The sequence below is a fragment of the Rothia nasimurium genome, assembly GCF_928392795.1.
Classification (GTDB): Bacteria; Actinomycetota; Actinomycetes; order Actinomycetales; family Micrococcaceae; genus Rothia; species Rothia nasimurium_F.
The window spans coordinates 186,722-204,328 of record NZ_CAKMTJ010000002.1; the positions used below are offsets into that span (position 1 = coordinate 186,722).

General features: G+C 61.4%; 14 protein-coding genes. 5 read left to right on the top strand and 9 right to left on the bottom strand.

Annotation, left to right across the window (positions count from 1 at the left end; genetic code table 11):
- Positions 1-37: 37 nt before the first annotated feature.
- The 4 genes from L6963_RS03655 to L6963_RS03670 all read right to left on the bottom strand — a co-directional run bounded on the left by L6963_RS03655 (position 38) and on the right by L6963_RS03670 (position 5,318).
- Entirely contained in the window at positions 38-814 is a 777-nt protein-coding gene (locus tag L6963_RS03655; protein ID WP_237207027.1) for a heme ABC transporter ATP-binding protein, read from the bottom strand.
- Positions 811-1,803: a FecCD family ABC transporter permease gene (locus L6963_RS03660; RefSeq protein WP_423816798.1), complete on the bottom strand. Its 993-nt coding sequence runs from the start codon at positions 1,801-1,803 to the stop codon at positions 811-813. The genes L6963_RS03655 and L6963_RS03660 overlap by 4 nt, the downstream gene beginning before the upstream one ends.
- Positions 1,804-1,851: 48 nt before the next feature.
- Entirely contained in the window at positions 1,852-3,066 is a 1,215-nt protein-coding gene (locus L6963_RS03665; protein ID WP_237207029.1) for a heme/hemin ABC transporter substrate-binding protein, read from the bottom strand.
- A 71-nt stretch (positions 3,067-3,137) separates the two neighbouring features.
- Complete coding sequence (locus L6963_RS03670; RefSeq protein WP_237207030.1) at positions 3,138-5,318, bottom strand: HtaA domain-containing protein; 2,181 nt, start codon at positions 5,316-5,318, stop codon at positions 3,138-3,140.
- Between the two features lie 198 nt (positions 5,319-5,516).
- Here L6963_RS03670 and L6963_RS03675 point away from each other — a divergent pair, with 198 nt between their 5' ends.
- Both L6963_RS03675 and L6963_RS03680 read left to right on the top strand, forming a co-directional pair.
- Positions 5,517-6,173 (top strand): heme oxygenase (biliverdin-producing), encoded by a 657-nt coding sequence (locus L6963_RS03675; protein WP_237207031.1) that lies wholly within the window; start codon positions 5,517-5,519, stop codon positions 6,171-6,173.
- A 247-nt stretch (positions 6,174-6,420) separates the two neighbouring features.
- The gene (locus tag L6963_RS03680) at positions 6,421-7,323 is read left to right on the top strand and encodes a hypothetical protein (RefSeq protein WP_237207032.1); all 903 of its coding nucleotides are present in this window, start codon (positions 6,421-6,423) and stop codon (positions 7,321-7,323) included.
- Positions 7,324-7,481: 158 nt separating this feature from the next.
- Here the strand turns inward: L6963_RS03680 and purL are convergent, their stop codons facing one another.
- From purL to purS, 3 genes are read right to left on the bottom strand one after another with little or no spacing between them, the layout of a single operon-like run.
- The gene (gene purL / locus L6963_RS03685; protein WP_237197550.1) at positions 7,482-9,800 is read right to left on the bottom strand and encodes a phosphoribosylformylglycinamidine synthase subunit PurL; all 2,319 of its coding nucleotides are present in this window, start codon (positions 9,798-9,800) and stop codon (positions 7,482-7,484) included.
- 25 nt (positions 9,801-9,825) lie between these two features.
- Positions 9,826-10,635: a phosphoribosylformylglycinamidine synthase subunit PurQ gene (purQ, locus tag L6963_RS03690; protein ID WP_237207033.1), complete on the bottom strand. Its 810-nt coding sequence runs from the start codon at positions 10,633-10,635 to the stop codon at positions 9,826-9,828.
- A 5-nt stretch (positions 10,636-10,640) separates the two neighbouring features.
- Positions 10,641-10,892, bottom strand: coding sequence for a phosphoribosylformylglycinamidine synthase subunit PurS (gene purS, locus L6963_RS03695; RefSeq protein ID WP_135013794.1), 252 nt, complete (start codon positions 10,890-10,892; stop codon positions 10,641-10,643).
- A 291-nt stretch (positions 10,893-11,183) separates the two neighbouring features.
- Between purS and L6963_RS03700 the strand changes: the two genes are divergently transcribed.
- Positions 11,184-14,111 (top strand): exo-alpha-sialidase, encoded by a 2,928-nt coding sequence (locus L6963_RS03700; protein ID WP_237207034.1) that lies wholly within the window; start codon positions 11,184-11,186, stop codon positions 14,109-14,111.
- A 167-nt stretch (positions 14,112-14,278) separates the two neighbouring features.
- Here L6963_RS03700 and L6963_RS03705 read toward each other — a convergent pair whose 3' ends face one another.
- Positions 14,279-14,845 carry a TetR/AcrR family transcriptional regulator gene (locus L6963_RS03705; protein ID WP_237207035.1) on the bottom strand — a complete coding sequence of 189 codons (567 nt, stop codon included), beginning with the start codon at positions 14,843-14,845 and terminating at the stop codon, positions 14,279-14,281.
- 94 nt (positions 14,846-14,939) lie between these two features.
- On the opposite strand from L6963_RS03705, the gene L6963_RS03710 reads away from it, so the two are divergent.
- Together L6963_RS03710 and L6963_RS03715 are read left to right on the top strand one after the other, a co-directional pair.
- Positions 14,940-15,323: a DUF1304 domain-containing protein gene (locus L6963_RS03710; protein WP_237207036.1), complete on the top strand. Its 384-nt coding sequence runs from the start codon at positions 14,940-14,942 to the stop codon at positions 15,321-15,323.
- Between the two features lie 54 nt (positions 15,324-15,377).
- Positions 15,378-16,385 (top strand): NADP-dependent oxidoreductase, encoded by a 1,008-nt coding sequence (locus L6963_RS03715; protein WP_237207037.1) that lies wholly within the window; start codon positions 15,378-15,380, stop codon positions 16,383-16,385.
- 117 nt (positions 16,386-16,502) lie between these two features.
- Here the strand turns inward: L6963_RS03715 and L6963_RS03720 are convergent, their stop codons facing one another.
- On the bottom strand, positions 16,503-17,603 hold the full coding sequence (locus L6963_RS03720; RefSeq protein WP_237207038.1) for a zinc-dependent metalloprotease family protein: 1,101 nt from the start codon (positions 17,601-17,603) through the stop codon (positions 16,503-16,505).
- Positions 17,604-17,607: the final 4 nt, after the last annotated feature.

Consider the following 17,607-nt stretch of genomic DNA (forward strand, 5'->3'; position numbering starts at 1 on the left):
CTATAGGTGCACGTCCGTCTCAAGGATGAAAACTACCTCACCCCCGTGCAGGGAGCACCAGTAACCGCCCCGTCACCGGGTGGGTGAGCACCTCAATGGGGTGGCCGTAGACCTCACTCAGCCGCTCTGCCGTGCAGACCTGCTGCGGGCGTCCTTGCGCCGCCACCTGCCCGCCTGCCAGCAGAACCAGCCGATCAGCGTAGGAGGCTGCCAAATCCAGGTCGTGCAGAACCACAATCACAGCAGCCCCCTGCCGGGCGTAGGCGCGGGCGCGGGTGAGGGTCTGCTCCTGGTGCAGAATATCGAGGGCAGCGGTGGGCTCGTCGAGCAGGAGCAGGGGAGTGCGCTGGGCAAAGACCCGGGCCAGGTGGGTGCGGCCGGCTTCGCCGCCCGAGAGGGTGCGGACGTCCCTGCCCGCCAGATGCCCGGTATCGGTGTCGGCAAGGGCGGCGGCGACAATCTCGTGATCCTGCTGGGCCTGCTCGGTGCCCCGCCAGGGGGCCCGGCCCATCTGGACCACCTGCTGCACGGTGTAGGAGAAGGCTACCGAGGTGTGCTGCAACAGCATGGCTCGAGTGCGGGCCAGCTCGACCGGCCGGTAGTCTGCCAGCGGACGTCCGCCCAGGGTAACCTGCCCCGAGCTGGGGGCAGCATCCCCTGCCAGCAGGGACAGCAGGGTCGATTTACCTGCCCCGTTGGGGCCGATAAGAGCTAGAACCTCACCGGGGGCAACCTCAAGTGAGACATCGTGCAGGATCTGCCGCCCGTTCACCCGGTAGCTGACCGAATCGGCGACGAGTAAAGGTGCGGTCACAGGGCCCCCTTGGTTAGGGTTCGGCGGAGCAGGATAAAGAAGGTGGGGCCGCCCACCAGGGCGGTGAAGATGCCGATGGGCAGGTCGGCGAAGCTCACCAGGGTGCGGGCGGCGAGGTCGGAGGCCGCAATGAGCAGGGCACCGCCCAGGGCCGAGGCGGGTAGTAGTACCCGGTTGGAGGGCCCCACCACCATGCGGAGCAGATGCGGCACAATCAGACCCACAAAAGCGATAATGCCCGCGTAGGCGACCGCGGCCCCGGTGAGCAGGGCGGTGCAGACGATAGCTGCCAGGCGTAGGCGCTCTACATGAACACCCGAGTGGGCAGCGGCCCGCTCACCCAGGGCGAGCAGGTTGAGCTGCCGGGCCAAGAGAAAGCTACCGATAATACCGACACTCACAATCGGGGCACTGGTGGCTACCGCCGCCCAGGTCGCCCCATTCAGGGAGCCCATCTGCCAGAAGATAATCTGGTCGCGGCTGGCGTCATCAGCGATAAAGACCATCAGGGCAATCAGGGCGTTAGCCACGGCGGTTACGGCAATACCGGTGAGAATCATCGACAGCACCTCGGCCCGCCCGCCGGAGCGGGAGAAGAGATAGACCAGGGCGGTGGTGGCTAGCGCGCAGGCAAAGGCACAGAGGGGTACGGTGAACATACCCAGGGTATTCAGCCCCAGCACAATAGCCCCGCAGGCCCCCACCGCAGCACCGGCTGAAATGCCGATGACGCCCGGCTCAGCCAGCGGGTTGCCGAAGACCGCCTGCATCAGGGCGCCGGACGCCCCCAAGGCGGCACCCACCAGCAGCCCCAGCAGAATGCGGGGTAGGCGGATATTCCAGAGGGTGGCGTCTGCCAGCCGCATGGCAGGGTCGGCGGACGCCAGCCCCAGGTTGCGCAGGATACCCCCGGCAACCTGGGGGAGGGGAATCTCGAACTGGCCCAGGCTGGCTGATATGAGTACCGTGCCGAGCAACAGGAGGGGCAGGGCGGTAAAGACCGCCGTGAGGGTAGAAGAACGTACCTGCACAAGAACCTACTGCTGGGTGTAGATAGCGGTGGCTAAGGACAGCAGTACCGCCGCACTGTTGGGCCCGAACGAGAGAACCTGGCCGTCTGCCATATCGACCACGCGCTGGTTGGCACCGGCTGTTGTTTCAGCTACCCCGGGGCGGGCGAAGAAGGCCTCGATACCGCCGGTGGACTCCACCCCGCCGGTCATGGTGAGGATCAGGTCGGGGTTAGCCCGCGAGAGCGCTTCAGCGTTAGCGGGCACGGTACCCGAAGCCCCGCCTTCACTGGCCACATCGCGACCGCCCAGGGCAGTAATCAGCTCATCGGCCCCTGAACCGTCACCCAGGATAAAGAAGACACCGGCAGTACCCCGAACGTAGAGGAAGGCCATGCCCACCTTCTGCGCCGAATCCTGCGGGGCAACCTCGGCAATGGTGGCTAGCGCCGAATCAATCTCAGCCTGCACCCGGGCACCCAGCTGGGCGCCGGCGTCCGGAACTCCCAGAGCCTGCGCAACCGCCTCAATCTGCGGCACTACCTGGCTCAAGGAACGCGAGGGGTCAAAATGCACCACGGTCACCCCGGCCGAACGCAGCTGCTCGGTAATTTCGAGGGGGCCGTTGGTGGTGTCCATGAGCACCACGGTCGGGGCGAGAGAAAGAACCGCCTCAGCCGAAATGTCGTGGCCGTTCTGGGTTACCAGGGGCAGGTCTGCCAGGGTCGTTTCGGTCGAAGACGTGACCCGACCTACTAGGTTGTCCCCCAGCCCCAAAGCGACGACGGTCTGGGCCAGGGTGCCGTACATATCCAGGGCCAGAATACGGTCGGCACTGGTCACGGTCACCTCGGTGCCCTGAAAATCAGTGACGGTCACCGGCAGCTGCGGGGCCTGCGGGTTCTCAAGCGGCAGCACATCCGGGACGGACGCCGCCGTCGCCAGACCTGTCAGGCTCTTGGGATTCTCTACAGCATTGGCTTTGAGGTAGTCCTCGGCCTGCTGCAGGGCGGTGCGGTGCACCTCTTCACTGGCGGGAGCCACAATGCCCCCGGCCGTTGCCGACGACTGAGCCCCGCCCTCAACCGACGCAGAAGCTGCCCCTGCTTGGGAGCCTGTAGCGGCGGCGTCCGCACCGCTCTCCGCCGACCCGGTACAGGCCGTCACCGCCAGAACCAGGGCAGCACTCAGAACAGAAAAACCCCGGCGCAGGGGCAGAGAAGAAAAGGAGTGTGTGAGCACCAGAACCTCCGAGAGAAACAAGAGGGTGGGAGCCGGTTACAGCCCGGCTCCCACCGTGAGACGGATGAGAATTAGGACGCGCGGCGGCGGGCTACCACCACAGCACCGGCAGCCAGCAGGGCTGCACCCACAGCCAGCAGGGCACCGACCGAAGCGCCGGTGTTCGCCAGCTTGCCACCCTGGGCAGCGGCTCGGGCGGCTTCGGCCTTACGGTTAGCTTCAGCGTTCAGGGCATCGCAGTTAGCGCCATTCTGAGAGACGTACTGGGTCTTCTCAATGGTCTGAGAAGCACCGGTGACCGACTGCTTGCCCAAGGTTCCGGTGAAGCTGATGGGGTCAAGGGCTTCACCCGCCTTGTAGAAGCCAGCGAAGGCAGCAGCGCCGGTCTCGGTCAGGGTCGCCGAAGCACCGGAGAGGGAGATGGTTGAGCCATTGAGGGCGAGGGAAGAGGTATCGACCGTGGCAAAAGCAACCTCGCCGTAGTTAGTTGCAGTGCCGTTCATGTCGTTAGAGGTGACCGACAGGTAGAGGGTGCCGGTAGAACCGTTCACCTCAAGACGGGGGTTGCTCATCAGGGTGTTGAGGGTTCCCTTGTGGCCGGTGAAGCGCACCGAACCGCTAAAGGAGATGCTGCCCTTGCCGTTAGAGTAGGCGCCGCTACCGTTTGCCCAGTTAAAGGTGCTGCTGGAGTAGGTAGTGTCGGTAAGCTCCCAACCACCCTGGGCGATACCGCCACCGATGTAGTTACGGAAGGAGGAACGCACACCCCAGCTAAAGGTTGCCGCTGAGACAGTGCCGTCGGCCTGGGTAGTGGTTGCGCCGGGCACGGTTTCGGTCACGGTCACCGGCACGCACTGGGGTGCCGGATCAGCAGGGTTAGTAGAGGGCTGGGCTGAGGGAGCGACGGTTGGCTCAGCGGTCGGCTGGGTAGAGGGGGCCGCCGTCGGTTCAGCAGAAGGCTGAGCTGAGGGGGCCACGGTCGGCTGGGCGGTGGGCTCCGCGGACGGGCTCGGCGCAGGGGACTCACTCGGGGCAGGAGCCGGGGTTTCGCTGGGAGCCGGGGCGGGAGCGTCCTCAACGACCGGCGCAGCCACACGCAGGTAGAGGGGGTCAAACTCCAGGCCTTCAGCGTACCGGGACCCAAAAATGGTCGCCGCGTGCCCGGTGGCGTAGGTGGTGACGCCGCTCAGGAGCAGATTACCCTCGGCATCAGTGGTCAGGGCGCTCGCATCGAATCTGGCGATGGGCTGATCGGTAATTTCGCCGGTGTTAGCCGAGGTGCCAGTGGCGTAGATGTAGCCGTTTGCACCGTCGGTCACAACGCGGAAGCTATGCAGGTTGATATTCAGTACCCCACCGTGGGCGACCAGAGAGAAGCTACCCGGAACACTGATGGAGTAGCCGGTCTCGGCCTTCTGGGCGGTTGCACCGGCAAAGACAAAGTTATTGCCTTCTAGGCTGGTGTGTTCGCCAGGAGTAACGGCGTTCTGGGCGATCAGGTAGTTGAGGAAGGAATCCTTGATACCCCAGGTGACGGTGCCCGCTGCGTTGGTGACGCCGTCAGCGGTGGGCTCGGGTGTGGGCGTGGGGGCCGGGGTCTCTGCGGGCTTTTCAGCCAGGTCAGCCGAGAAAGTGAGCGGAGACAAAACCTCGCCTGCCTTGTAGAAACCGGCGAAGGCTGCTGCGCCGTCGGCGGTGAGAGTAACGGGAGCAGCAGTGGCTGATACGGTGCCGTTGCTGAAAGTGACGCCAGAAAGGTCTACGGTTGCGAAGTTAACGTTGGTGGCATCGATATCGGGGGATCCGTTGTAGCCCTTGGACTTCACATCAGCTACCAGGGTGCCCTGGTTGCCGTTGATGACCAGCTTGAGGTTGGCGTAGGTGATATCAAGCTCACCCTTATGGGCAGTGAAGTGGATGGTGCCGGGGTAAGAGATAGTGCCGTTTGCACCGGTGAACTCACCCTCGGCCCCCTGCCAGGAGAAGGCGGAGCCGTTGAAGCTGGGGCCACCGGTTACCTCGACGCTACCACCGGCAAAAGCGCCGGTGACGTAGCGGATGAAGGAGTCCTTGAGCGACCAGGTCAGCTGGGCATTGCTGGCGACGTGAGTTGCGGACGCGGCAGCGACGGTGCTGCTGGTGGCGTCCGCCGCATCAGCTACGGACGCGGTGGCTAGGGTCATGCCTGACAGGGTGAGTGCGGCGGTGGCTAGGAGGGCGCAGGAGCGCCGGGCGCTGTGCTGGGGAGACATGGGCATCCTCGTGAAAACTATGTGGTGTAGGGTGGGCACATTTCGTAACATGCCCTGCCTTATTAAATTTAAGGGCATGCCTAAACTAGCATTAAGGCAAGCCTAATAAAAATAGGTTACAAGTACTTGACTTAATTCTTTCTTGGTGACACTCTGTCAATAAATAGTGTTAATCTAGCCCCCAACCAAGGAGGACCCATGACCACCGCTCTCGCCGATACCGAACGTCCTGCCTTCTCAGCCCGCCTTAAAGCAGAAACTGCTGCCCGCCATGAGCAGGCTGAGCACTCCAACTTCATGGCTGACCTCATGGGCGGCAAACTCACTGTGGAGGCCTACCGCATGCTGCTGACCCAGTACGTCTATATGTATGAGGCCCTCGAAGAAGTAGCAGCCGGCTTCCGCGCCCACCCCAACCCCATCACCGAACCCTTCGTGCTAGAAGGCCTTGACCGGCTTGCTTCTATCAAGGCTGACCTGGCTGAACTGGGCGGCCCCACCAGTGACCAGCCGCTACCGGCAACCGCTGACTATGCGGCAGCTATCCGGGCGACGGCGTCCGCCCCCGAACGCTTCTTGGCCCACCACTACCTGCGCTACCTGGGCGACCTGTCGGGCGGGCAGGCTGTGGCTGCCCTGGTCGCCCGGCACTACGGTGTGCCCGCTGAGGCTCTGAGTATGTACCGATTTGAGGCGCTCCCGAAGCCCAAGGTATTCAAGGACTGCTACCGGGGGCTTCTTGATAGTGCTCCACTGACGGATGCTCAGCGTGATGCCCTGGTCGATGAGGCTCTGGCTGGCTTTGACCATAATTCTCGTGTGTTTGCCCAGTTGGGTGAGCGTTTAGCCCCATAGGTGTGTAGCTAGAGGTGTCCATGCTATGCGCAGGTTTCTTGGCGCGTGTGCAGGGTTTTCTCTGCACACAGCCCAAGAACTCTGCACAGGCTAAGACAGGAGGACGCTCCCCGGGCCGGTACCTGCCAAGCTAGAGCGCGTAGCTTATCCACAGGCCTGGCTGCTATATGACCTGTTTGTGAACCAAAAGAGCCTGCGATGTTCACACCCCTTGCAAGAGGTGAACGGGGTCGGTGACACTGCCCTTATGAATGATGTTGCAGAGATTTACCAGCAGGTGCGCTGCCTTAAAGATTTACAAGATATCGGTGTAAGCCCCTCTGTAGCTTCGACCCGTTTTAGGTCTGGTTACTACACCAAAATCAAGCAGGGGATCTATATTGAGACCTCTATATGGAACCAGTGGGGCACTCGCCAGAGGTGTTTGGCCCACCACGCTGCTCATATCAAGACGGTGCCGAGCGGGGTGCTGAGTCACCAGTCGGCTGCGCTTTGGTTAGGAACTCCGCTCCTAACCCTACCTCACAAGGTGCATATGAGTTTTGAGTCAGCTTCTGTGCAATACCGCCCTTCAGTGACGGCACATCGCGGACGCACGGACGTAGTTCGCGAGGCTCGGCTGGTAGTAGGGGCTTCTGTTGCTACTCCGGGGCAAACTCTGCGCGATGTGGCCCTATCTCTACCTCGCGTTGAGGCGCTGGTGATTGGTGATTATTTTCTGCGGCAGGGTGTTATATCTGTAGCGTCGGCACGTGCTGCTCTGGCTGAGGCGGGTGGAGCTGCGCTTGCCGTGGGGCAGAGACTGAGCGCTTTAGCAGATTCTCCGGCTGAGACAATCGCGCGCGACCTTATCTATGAGTGGAATCTGCCTCTACCTCAGGAGCAGTTCGAGGTATTCACCCACTATGGACGTGTCTATCGTGCTGACTTCGCTTGGCCTGAGTTGGGGGTCATTCTTGAGGTCGACGGTGAGGTGAAGTATTCGGGAGTCTATGGCCGCGCTGACGACGTAGTTCAGGCGGAACATCGACGGCATCGCGAATTAGAGATGGCTGGCTGGAAGGTGGTGCGTACGCGCTGGAAGGAGCTGATGTCGCACCCTGCTTACTCTCCGGCAGCGCTTGTGGGAGGTGGGCGTCCGCTGACATAGATCTGCTTGTGTAGGTTTCTTAGGCTGTGTGCAGGGGTTTCTCTGCACATACACCAAGAACCCTGCCCAGGGCTAGAACAGAAGGACGCCGCCACGCACCTGCCTGCCCGAAGGCAGGGGAGGGGCGCGGCGGCGTCCTTACACCGTGTAGCTAGAGACTAGCTGGGGGCAACCTCGCCGAAGTGGCGAGCGAGGGTACCCTCGTGGGCTTCGCGCAGCTCGTCCAGGTCGATAGCGACCTCACCCTGAATGTCCAGGGCATTAGAGGCGGCATCGACCACGCCGATGCGAGCGAAGGGGTAGTCGCGGGCGGTGCACATGTCCTTGAAGCGAACCTCCTCGGAGCGGGGCACAGATACAACCACGCGGCCCAGGGACTCAGAGAAGAGCAGGGTGAAGAGGTCGATACCGTCGCGCTCAGCAACCTCACCCAGGCCAACGCGGGCACCGACGCCAAAGCGTAGGCAGCCCTCAACCAGGGCAGCAGCCAGGCCGCCGGCAGAGACGTCGTGGGCAGCATCAATCATGCCGTCACGGCTCATGTTTACCAGCATGTCGCCCAGCAGCTTCTCAGCAGCCAGGTCAACCTTGGGGGGCAGACCGCCCAGGTGGCCCTTGAAACGGGCCCACTCGGAGCCGTCCAGCTCGTCGCGGGTAGTGCCCAGCAGGTAGAGGGCCTGGCCGTCATGCTCAGGAGCCCAACCGGAGGGGGTGCGGCGGGTGACGTCGTCCATCACGCCCATCATGGCAACCACGGGGGTGGGGTTAATGGCCTTGCCGCCGGTCTGGTTGTAGAGGGAGACGTTACCGCCGGTCACGGGTACGCCCAGTTCCATACAGCCGTCGGCGATACCGCGCACGGCCTCAGCGAACTGCCACATGATGTCCGGATCCTCGGGGGAACCGAAGTTCAGGCAGTCAGAGACAGCCACGGGGCGGGCGCCCACGGTAGCTACGTTGCGGTAGGCCTCAGCCAGGGACGCCTTCGCACCCTCGTAGGGGTCGAGCTTGGTGAAGCGGGGGTTAGAGTCGGTTGCCAGGGCAACACCCAGGCCGGTCTCTTCGTCCACGCGGATCACGCCGGAGTCATCGGGCATGGACAGGGCGGTGTTGCCCTGAACGTAGCGGTCGTACTGGTTAGTAATCCAGGACTTGGAGCACATATTGGGGGCAGCCATAAACGCCTTGATAGCCTCGCCCAGCTCAGCGCCGGTGGGGCGGGCATCGTCCGCCTCTGAGCCGGTGAACTTGTCGGCCTGCAGGGCGTCCTGCCACTCGGGGCGGGCGTAAGGACGCTCGTAGGTGGGGCCGTCGTGAGCGACGGTCTTGGGGTCCACATCGACGATAATCTCGCCCTGCCATTCGATGGTCAGGCGGCCGGAGCCGGTAACCTCACCCAGAATGGAGTACTCGACGTCCCACTTCTTCATGATGTCTTCGAAGCGGCTCAGGTTCTCGGGGGTCACAACCGCCATCATGCGCTCCTGGGACTCAGACATGAGAATCTCGCCCGGGGTCAGGGTGGGGTCGCGCAGCAGAACCTTGGTCAGGTCAACGTGCATACCGCCGTCGCCGTTGGAGGCCAGCTCGGAGGTGGCGCAGGAGATACCTGCGGCGCCGAGGTCCTGGATACCCTCAACGATGGAGTTCTTAAAGAGCTCCAGGCAGCACTCAATCAGTACCTTCTCAGCGAAGGGGTCGCCCACCTGCACGGCAGGACGCTTGGAGGGCTTGGTGTCGTCGAAGGACTCTGAGGCCAGAACCGAGGCGCCGCCAATGCCGTCGCCACCGGTGCGGGCACCAAAGAGGATCACCTTGTTGCCGGTACCTGAGGCGTTAGCGGTACGGATGTCCTCGTGGCGCATGATGCCCACAGCCAGGGCGTTGACCAGGGGGTTTGCCTGGTAGCACTCGTCGAACTCGACCTCGCCGCCGATGTTGGGCAGGCCCAGGGAGTTGCCGTAGCCGCCCACACCGGAGACAACGCCGGGCAGGACGCGGGCGGTGTCGGGGTGGTCAATGGCACCGAAACGCAGGGGGTCCATGACGGCCACGGGGCGGGCACCCATAGAGATAATGTCGCGCACGATACCGCCCACGCCGGTCGCTGCACCCTGGTAGGGCTCAACGTAGGAGGGGTGGTTGTGGGACTCAATCTTAAAGGTCACAGCCCAGCCGTTGCCAATGTTGGTCACACCGGCGTTCTCGCCGATGCCGACCATGAGGTCCTTCTTCATCTCGTCGGTGACCTTAGCGCCGAACTGCTTGAGGTGCACCTTGGAAGACTTGTAGGAGCAGTGCTCTGACCACATGACCGAGTACATGGCCAGCTCGGCTGCGGTGGGGCGGCGGCCGAGAATCTTCTTGATGTCCTCGAACTCGTTCTCCTTCAGACCCAGCTCAGCCCAGGGCAGCTCGGTCTCGGGGGTGGCAGCGGCGTGCTCAACGGTGTCGAGATTAAACTTCTTGTCGCTCAAAATTCTTGTTCCTTATGCGAGGCGTTTAGGCCGAAACCAGCTGGTTGAGTACGGAGGTGAAGACGCCCAGGCCGTCCGCGCCGCCGCGCAGACCCACGGTGCCAAAACCTGAGGACGAGGGGCCGAAGCCGGGCTCGACCGCGTGCTCGGGGTGGGGCATGAGGCCCACGACGTTACCGCGCTCGTTGGCGATGCCGGCGATGTCGTTGCGGGAGCCGTTGGGGTTAACGTCCACGTAGCGGAACACCACGCGTCCTTCAGCTTCAAGCGCCTCAAGGGTCTTGGCGTCGGCGACGTACTGGCCGTCCTGGTTCTTGAGGGGAACCACGATGTTCTGGCCCGCTTCGAAGTCGCCGGTCCAGGCAGTCTGGTTGGTCTCAACGCGCAGGGTCTGATCGCGGCAGATGAACTTGCGGTGATCGTTCTTAATCATGGAGCCGGGCAGCAGGTGGGTTTCGGTCAGGATCTGGAAACCGTTGCAGATGCCGAGCACCGGCAGGGGAGCGGAGCCGGAGGTGCCAGCGGCGCTAGCTGCCTCAACGACCTTGCTCATGACCGGGGCCTTCGCTGCGATAGCGCCTGCACGCAGATAGTCACCATACGAAAAACCGCCGGGCACAATCACAGCGTCTACATCGTGTAGAGCTGCTTCATCGTGCCACAGCGGTACGGGGGTGCCACCAGCTAGACGGACGGCGCGGGAGGCATCGCGGTCGTCCAGGGTGCCGGGGAAGGTGATGACGCCAACGCGCACATCGGCCAGGGCGGCATCGGGAGTGTTCTGAGAGAAGTCGCCCACCAGGGGGACTTCGGTTGCTGCGAGGGATTCTGCCACGTCTTTTAGTCCTCCAGAGCTTCGACGTTGACGACGTCTTCAATCACGGGGTTAGACAGCAGCTCTTCAGCTGCCTGGCGGGCCTGCGCGAGCAGTTCTTCGGTGACTTCACCATCAACGGTCAGTTCAAAACGCTTACCCTGACGAACATCGGTGAAGTTGTTCAGACCGATACGGGGAAGCTCGTGAGCGATAGCCTTGCCCTGGGGGTCGAGGATTTCGGGCTTGAGCATAACGTCAACAACAATACGGGCCATGAATGGGCACTCCTTGGGTGCTGGAATCTATATAGAGCCGGGTCTCATTTTACCGGTTTGTGGGGGCTTGTGCCCCAAAGTGAGACGGCGGGGCGCGGGGGTTTTCTGGGGCTGCGTGAGGGGAAAGAAATATCTTGCGATTTCCACCCTGTCTGGCAATAACCATTAAATTTTTGAGAAAAGCCTAGAGGTAGGACATCCTATGTTGTACGCTGATTGACAACACCTATGGTGTGCATCACTTATGCGGTGGTGCGCTACTCATTACTACGCTTCTGCATAGGAGATTCCGTGCGTAAAAAAATTACTCCTTTTCTTGCGGTTCCGACGCTCGCAGCCACCTCACTTGTAGGCATTCTGCCTGCGCAGGCTATACCTGCGCCTGTCCTGGGCCCCACCGGCGGCCCCGGGCAGTATGCGGAGCAGAACATCGCGGGGCAACTGTTCGGGGACTCCTCGAATTACCGTATCCCCGCCTTTGCTGACCTAGGTGACGGGGTCGTCCTTGCAGCCTGGGACGGGCGCCCTTTCAACGCCGCTGACTCACCCAACCCCAACTCCATCGTCATGCGTCGCTCAACCGACTATGGGCAGACCTGGTCTGATATCTACTATATTGCTCAAGGGCAACTAGCCCAGCCCGGGGTGCAGAAATACGGCTACTCTGATCCATCTTTCGTCGTTGATAGCGAAACCGGCAAGGTATTCGCCTTCTTTGTCTACTCGAAAGACCAGGGCTTCCAGGGCAGCGAATACGGTAACGACATTGAAAACGACCGGAATATTATCGGTGCGGTCGTCACCGAATCAACCGATGGTGGTCTTACCTGGAGCGAACCTCGCGACATCACCCCTGTCGTTAAGCCTGGAACGAGCAAGACCAACCCCCAGCCCGGAGACGTCAAAAGCACCTTCGCAACCTCGGGTGAGGGAATCCAGCTCAAATATGGTGAGCACGCCGGACGCCTAGTCCAGCAGTTTGCGGGTAAGGTCAGGACGGAAACCGGGCAAGAGGTCATCAAAGCCTATTCTGTTTACTCCGATGATCACGGCCAAACCTGGCACCGAGGCGACTACGTAGGTGCCGCTATGGATGAAAATAAGACCGTTGAACTTTCGGACGGACGTCTTTTACTCAACTCCCGCGATAGCGCTAACTCCGGCTACCGCAAGGTCGCTATCAGTGAGGACGGCGGCCAAACCTGGGGCCCGGTAACCCTCGATACCGAGCTACCTGACCCCACCAACAATGCCTCAATATTCCGCATGTACCCTAATGCTCCGCAAGGGAGCGATGAGGCTAAAAAACTAATCTTTACTAACTCCAACAACAACGCCAACCATAACCGCGTTAACCTCTCTGCCAGAGTCTCCTGTGACAACGGTGAAACCTGGCCCGGCCTGCGCCAAATCAACCCCGGCTTCTCTGCTTACTCATCGGGCACTGCCCTCTCTAACGGAAAATTCGGTGTGCTCTACGAAGCTAGCTACGCCACCGATATACGCTTCGGTACCTTTGACGAAGAGTGGCTCAACGTGGTGTGTGCGCCTCTGAGCGCCCAGCCTGTAAATGTTACGGCGGGGCAAAGCGTTGATGTTCCTGTTACTATCACCAACCAGGAATCCACCCCTATTAGCGGGCGAATTACCCTGGCAGATACCGGTTACTTCAGCGGTGGCCAGACCGAAGAAATCACCCTCCAGCCCGGGGAAACCCAAACTGTTAACGTCCGCCTCAGCGCTGCAACAAGCGCCCGTACCGGCAATGTCGATGCTGTGTTTACAGCTACCGACGGCAAGCAGTCCCGTTTTACGTTCAGGGCTACGGTTGAAGGCACAAGCACAGTTTTCGGGGCCCAGATTCATTCCGCTTCGGCAGCTACCCGTGATATTACAACTCAGCCCTACTCCGTAGGAGAGAAAATACGCTACACCTTCTCCGTCACTAATACATCGGACGAAACCGTAGCTGTAGTGCCTACCACCGGAAACCTCGATACCGGCTTCTTCATCACCGGAACCCCGAACTGCCGTTATAGTCGGCTGGCCGCTGGCACCTCTTACACCTGCACTACCGCTGAACACACCGTGACCCAAGAAGATATAGACCGTGGCTACTTCGTGCCCACAATGAGCTTTAGCGTCACCTCCGTTGCAGATAGCTCTCGGACGGTCAGCATGAGCCACACCGGTGCGCCTGTGAAAGTCCGTGATGTTGACCTGACCCCAACTCTGACGGTTGCAGGTGAGGCTACTAGCCAGCCTAAGGAAGAGTATGTGGAAGGTGATCTCATCAACTACAGCTTCACCGTCGCAAATACTTCGCCCTTTACTGTGACCTCGACTCCCACAGCTGGCAACTTTGAGCGCGGTTTCTTCACCGACGGCATCCCTAACTGCCGTTGGCGCAGCCTGGCAGCGGGGGCGTCCTACACCTGCACTTCAGCCCAGCACACCCTTACTGCTGAAGATCTTGAACGGGGCTACTTCGAACCCCGGGCCACCTTTACTGCCACAAGTTCCTTGGACGGTAGCGAACGGGAATACGTGTTCGTGGGGGAACGTATCAACCTCCCAGTGGCTTCAGCACCTGAGCCCAGCCCCGAGCCAACCCCGGCCCCGAGTGAAGAACCTGCACCAGAGCCCACGCCTGCACCGGAGCCTGAACCCAGCGAAGAGCCTGAAGTCGCTGATATCGTCTTTACCGACGTTAAGCCGGGCCACGCCAACTATGAGGCAATCCAGTGGGCTGCTAAAAATGGTATTATCCAGGCCTCCGCAGGTGGATCCTACCAGCCTCGCGCTAACGTAAAACGAGGCGAGCTGGCGTCCTACTTGTTCAGGCTTGAAGCCCCGGAAAACTACGTCGCTCCTCGAGTATCTCCCTTCAAGGATGTACCTGTAAGCCATAAGTACTACCGCGAAATTGCGTGGGCCAGTGAAAGGGGACTCATGCCGGGATCTGCGACGGGTACCTTCCGTCCGTCCAGCAACGCTGAGCGGGAAGACCTCGCGATTGCTCTCTTCAATCTTGTAGGCCCTAGCGACTATGTTGCGCCTGCACAGTCTCCCTACAAGGATGTTCTGACTCGCCGGTCTTCTTACCGAGAAATCGCCTGGCTAGCTGAGCAAAGCGGCGGTGCAGAAAAGACTTTCCGCCCTAATGCGCCCTTGAGGCGGGATGCGGCTGCTGCTTTCCTGTATGCAGGCGTCCGCTAAAAACCTCAAATAAAGGTTTCTGTTGACTCTGCGCCCCGCCCGTATTTGGGCGGGGCGCAGGGCTTTTCTGCGGCGTCCGGTCGTGACGAGCGTGCGTTATATCGTTGAGCGTGCACCCGATAACCGCACGCTCGGCGATATGGTGCACGCTCGATGCGGGTAGGGCGCTAGTGGAGGAGCGCCTGCGCCGCCTGCAGGTTGGCTAGGGCGAGGGTTTTGTTGGTTCGGGCAAGGGCCAGGGCTGAGATGGTGAGGGCAACCAGGGCGCGGGCTTGGCCGTCCGCTTCGGCCTCGGTGAGGTGCGGACGCGCCCTGCCCAGCCCCGCGCGGAAGGCGGCAAACAGCTCGTCGTAGTAGCCGCTGATGGCTGCGCTGACCACTGGGTCGGTGCCCACCGGGGCGTTAGCTGCCGCTATGAGCAGGCAGCCGGGGTGGCTATCGGCAGAGCTAATAGAGCTGGTCAGGGTTGCAAAGTAGTCGTTGAGGGCATCGGGCTTCGCATCTTCGCGGGTGATGCGGGCAAGGAGCGGGCGGACGCTTTCTGCCAGGTAGTTCTCTACCGCTTCGTCAAAAAGCCCCTTTTTCGACTCGAAGGCGTGGTAGAGACTGGAGCGCTTGAGGCCGGTTGCCTGTTCAAGGTCGGGGATTGAGGTTGCCTCGTAGCCCCGATCCCAAAAGACGCCGCGGGCTGCCCTGACGGCGTCCGCTCGGTCGAAGGTTGCTGCGCGCCCCATGGTGTGCCTCGTTTCATAGCTAACAAAATTGTGTACTGACCATTCTAGTATATATTGGAATAAGCGTTACAAAAACCTATGAAAGGATTTTCCCATGACCGTCGCCGGTATCATCGCCCTACTGCTCGCCGTTGCCCTGCACGTTTTTATCTTCTACCTCGAATCCTTCGCCTGGACCACCCGAGCCCTGCCCGTCTTCGGCATGAGCCGTGAATCAGCCGAACAGACCAAGGAAATGGCCTACAACCAGGGCTTCTACAACCTCTTCCTGGCAATCATCGCCGCCGCCGGTGCCGTGGCCCACTTCGCCGGTGCCCCCGCCGTGGGCCTGGCCCTCATGCTCGCCGGTACCGGGTCAATGCTGGCCGCCGCAGCCGTCCTCTTCATCACCTCACCCGACAAGCGCCCCGCCGCCATCAAGCAGGGTGCCTTCCCGCTGCTCGCCGTCCTTCTGCTCGCTCTGGGCGCAGCCCTTTAACAAAAGCCCCCGATGGGCGTAGAACTGGTTAAACAGCTTTCGAAAGGAAAAATCATGATACAAGCACGTGAAATCCGCCTTGCCTCCCGCCCCAGCGGATGGCCCACCTCCGACAACTTTGAATTTGCCACCGTTACCCTGCCTGAGCTCGCCGATGGCCAGGTTCGCGTTAAAAACGAGTTCATCTCGGTTGACCCCTACATGCGCGGGCGCATGAACGACGCCAAGAGCTATGTAGCCCCCTATGGCCTGGGGGAACGCATCACCGGCGGGGCCGTCGGACGCGTTGTCGAATCGCACGATGAAAGCCTGCCCGTAGGCACCCTCGTATCGCACCAGCAGGGCTGGGCAGACTACGCCCAGGGCGCCGCTCGCGAGTTTACCGCCCTGCCGGAACTACCTGCCGGGGTGCCGTCCTCGCTCTACCTGGGCATGCTGGGCATGACGGCAATGACCGCCTACGCAGGCCTGACCCGCATTGCCCACCTGAAAGAAGGCGACGTCGTGTTCGTCTCTGGCGCAGCGGGCGCCGTGGGCACCGCCGTCGGGCAGATCGCTCGCCTGCTCGGTGCCTCCCGCGTTGTCGGCAGCGCTGGCTCGGCTGAGAAAGTTGAGCTGCTGACCAGCAAATACGGCTACGACGCCGCCCTCAATTACAAGGACGCCCCCGTGCGGCAGACCCTGCCCGAGCTGGTTCCAGATGGCGTAGACGTCTACTTCGACAACGTCGGCGGCGACCACCTCGAAGCCGCTCTCGATGTGATGAACCGCGGCGGCCGACTGGCGCTCTGCGGCGCGATCTCTGCCTACAACACCGGCGAAACAACCCCCGGCCCCGACAACATGACCAACATGGTCAAGCAGGGCCTGACCATGCAGGGCTTCACCCTGGGGGAGTACCTGGACGTCGCCCCCGAGTTCCGCGAAAAGATGGGCTGCTGGTTTGCCGAGGGCAAGATCGCCTATGACGAGACCGTCTACGAGGGGCTCGACTCCACCATCGAAGCCTTCATCGCCATGATGCAGGGCGCGAACACCGGCAAGATGGTGGTCAAGCTCTAGGCTCCGGCAAGCTGAATAGGCTGAAAGGGGACCGCAAAACCTAAAAGGGACCGCATACTACGCGGTCCCTTTTAAGTTTTGCGGTCCCCTTGGGTGTGGGAGGGAGAAAAAACGTGATTACTCGGCAGGCAGGTAGCCCAGCTGGCGGGCCAGGTCAGCCGTCATCTCGTTGTTCTCAATCTCAGGCTCCTGCTGCTCATAGGGCGAAATGCCGGGGGCAGAAGACTGGGCCTGGAACTTCATGGTCATCAGATCGTTCGGTGCGGTCAGCTTACCGATAGTGCCGTCACGGTTCACATCAATCTGCTGGGCGGTAGTCTCTACGACGCCGTCCTGGTCAAAGTCGATACCCTGGTGGGCGTTCCAGTAGCGGGTGCCGTAGTGAATTGAGAAGCCGCGGGCAGCGTTACCGGCGCCCTTAGACTCAACCACTGCGGTCTCATCAATGGTCATACCCGCGCGGGTGGAGTAACCGTAGTAGACCGACCCGTCGGTACGGCGAATACCCGATAGCTGGTACTTGTAGTTCATGATGCTGGTGTAGTTGGGCTTGTAGTTTGTGCCGTCGGTGCCGCCGTGGTTCAGGCCCAGGTTGTGGCCGAGCTCGTGAATGAAGGTGCCCACGCGGATAGCGCTACTTGCCTTGCCCCAGTGGGTGGGGCCTACGGTCACCATGAAGGTGCGGCCAGGGTAGTAGCCTGATCCAGAAGACCCGCCGGTGCCGTAGTAGTCGCCCCAAATCATGTAGTGGAAGACGCCCGCACGTGCCGGGTCGGAGTTAGTACCCCGCAAAGTATTCACGTCGCCCAGGCCATTAAAACCCTGGTGGGGGATCTCGTTGCCGCCGCCCAGGTCGTAGGCGGGGTAGATGCTACCGGCGTCCAAGTGAATGGTGATACCGGTGGTGCCGTTGGGGTTCCAGACAGGCATATCGGCGAAGGTCTGGACGATGGTGCCCAGCTCAGCTTCGCTGGCGAGTAGGCCGGGCATGTAGTCCATCTCAACGAAGAGGTCTTTGCGGTAGGGGTCTGCGCCCATGGCAGCGAAGTCGATGTCGATGACGCCGTCGTTGTTGTAGTCGTAGCCCTCGGTTTCCCAGACATCGAGCAGCTTATCGCCGTCGGTATCGATGGTGACTGCTGAAGCAATCGGGGCGCTCAGCCCGGTGAAAGCCATGGCCGCAACTGCTGCGGTGGCAAGTTTGCGCGAGAAACGCATGTGT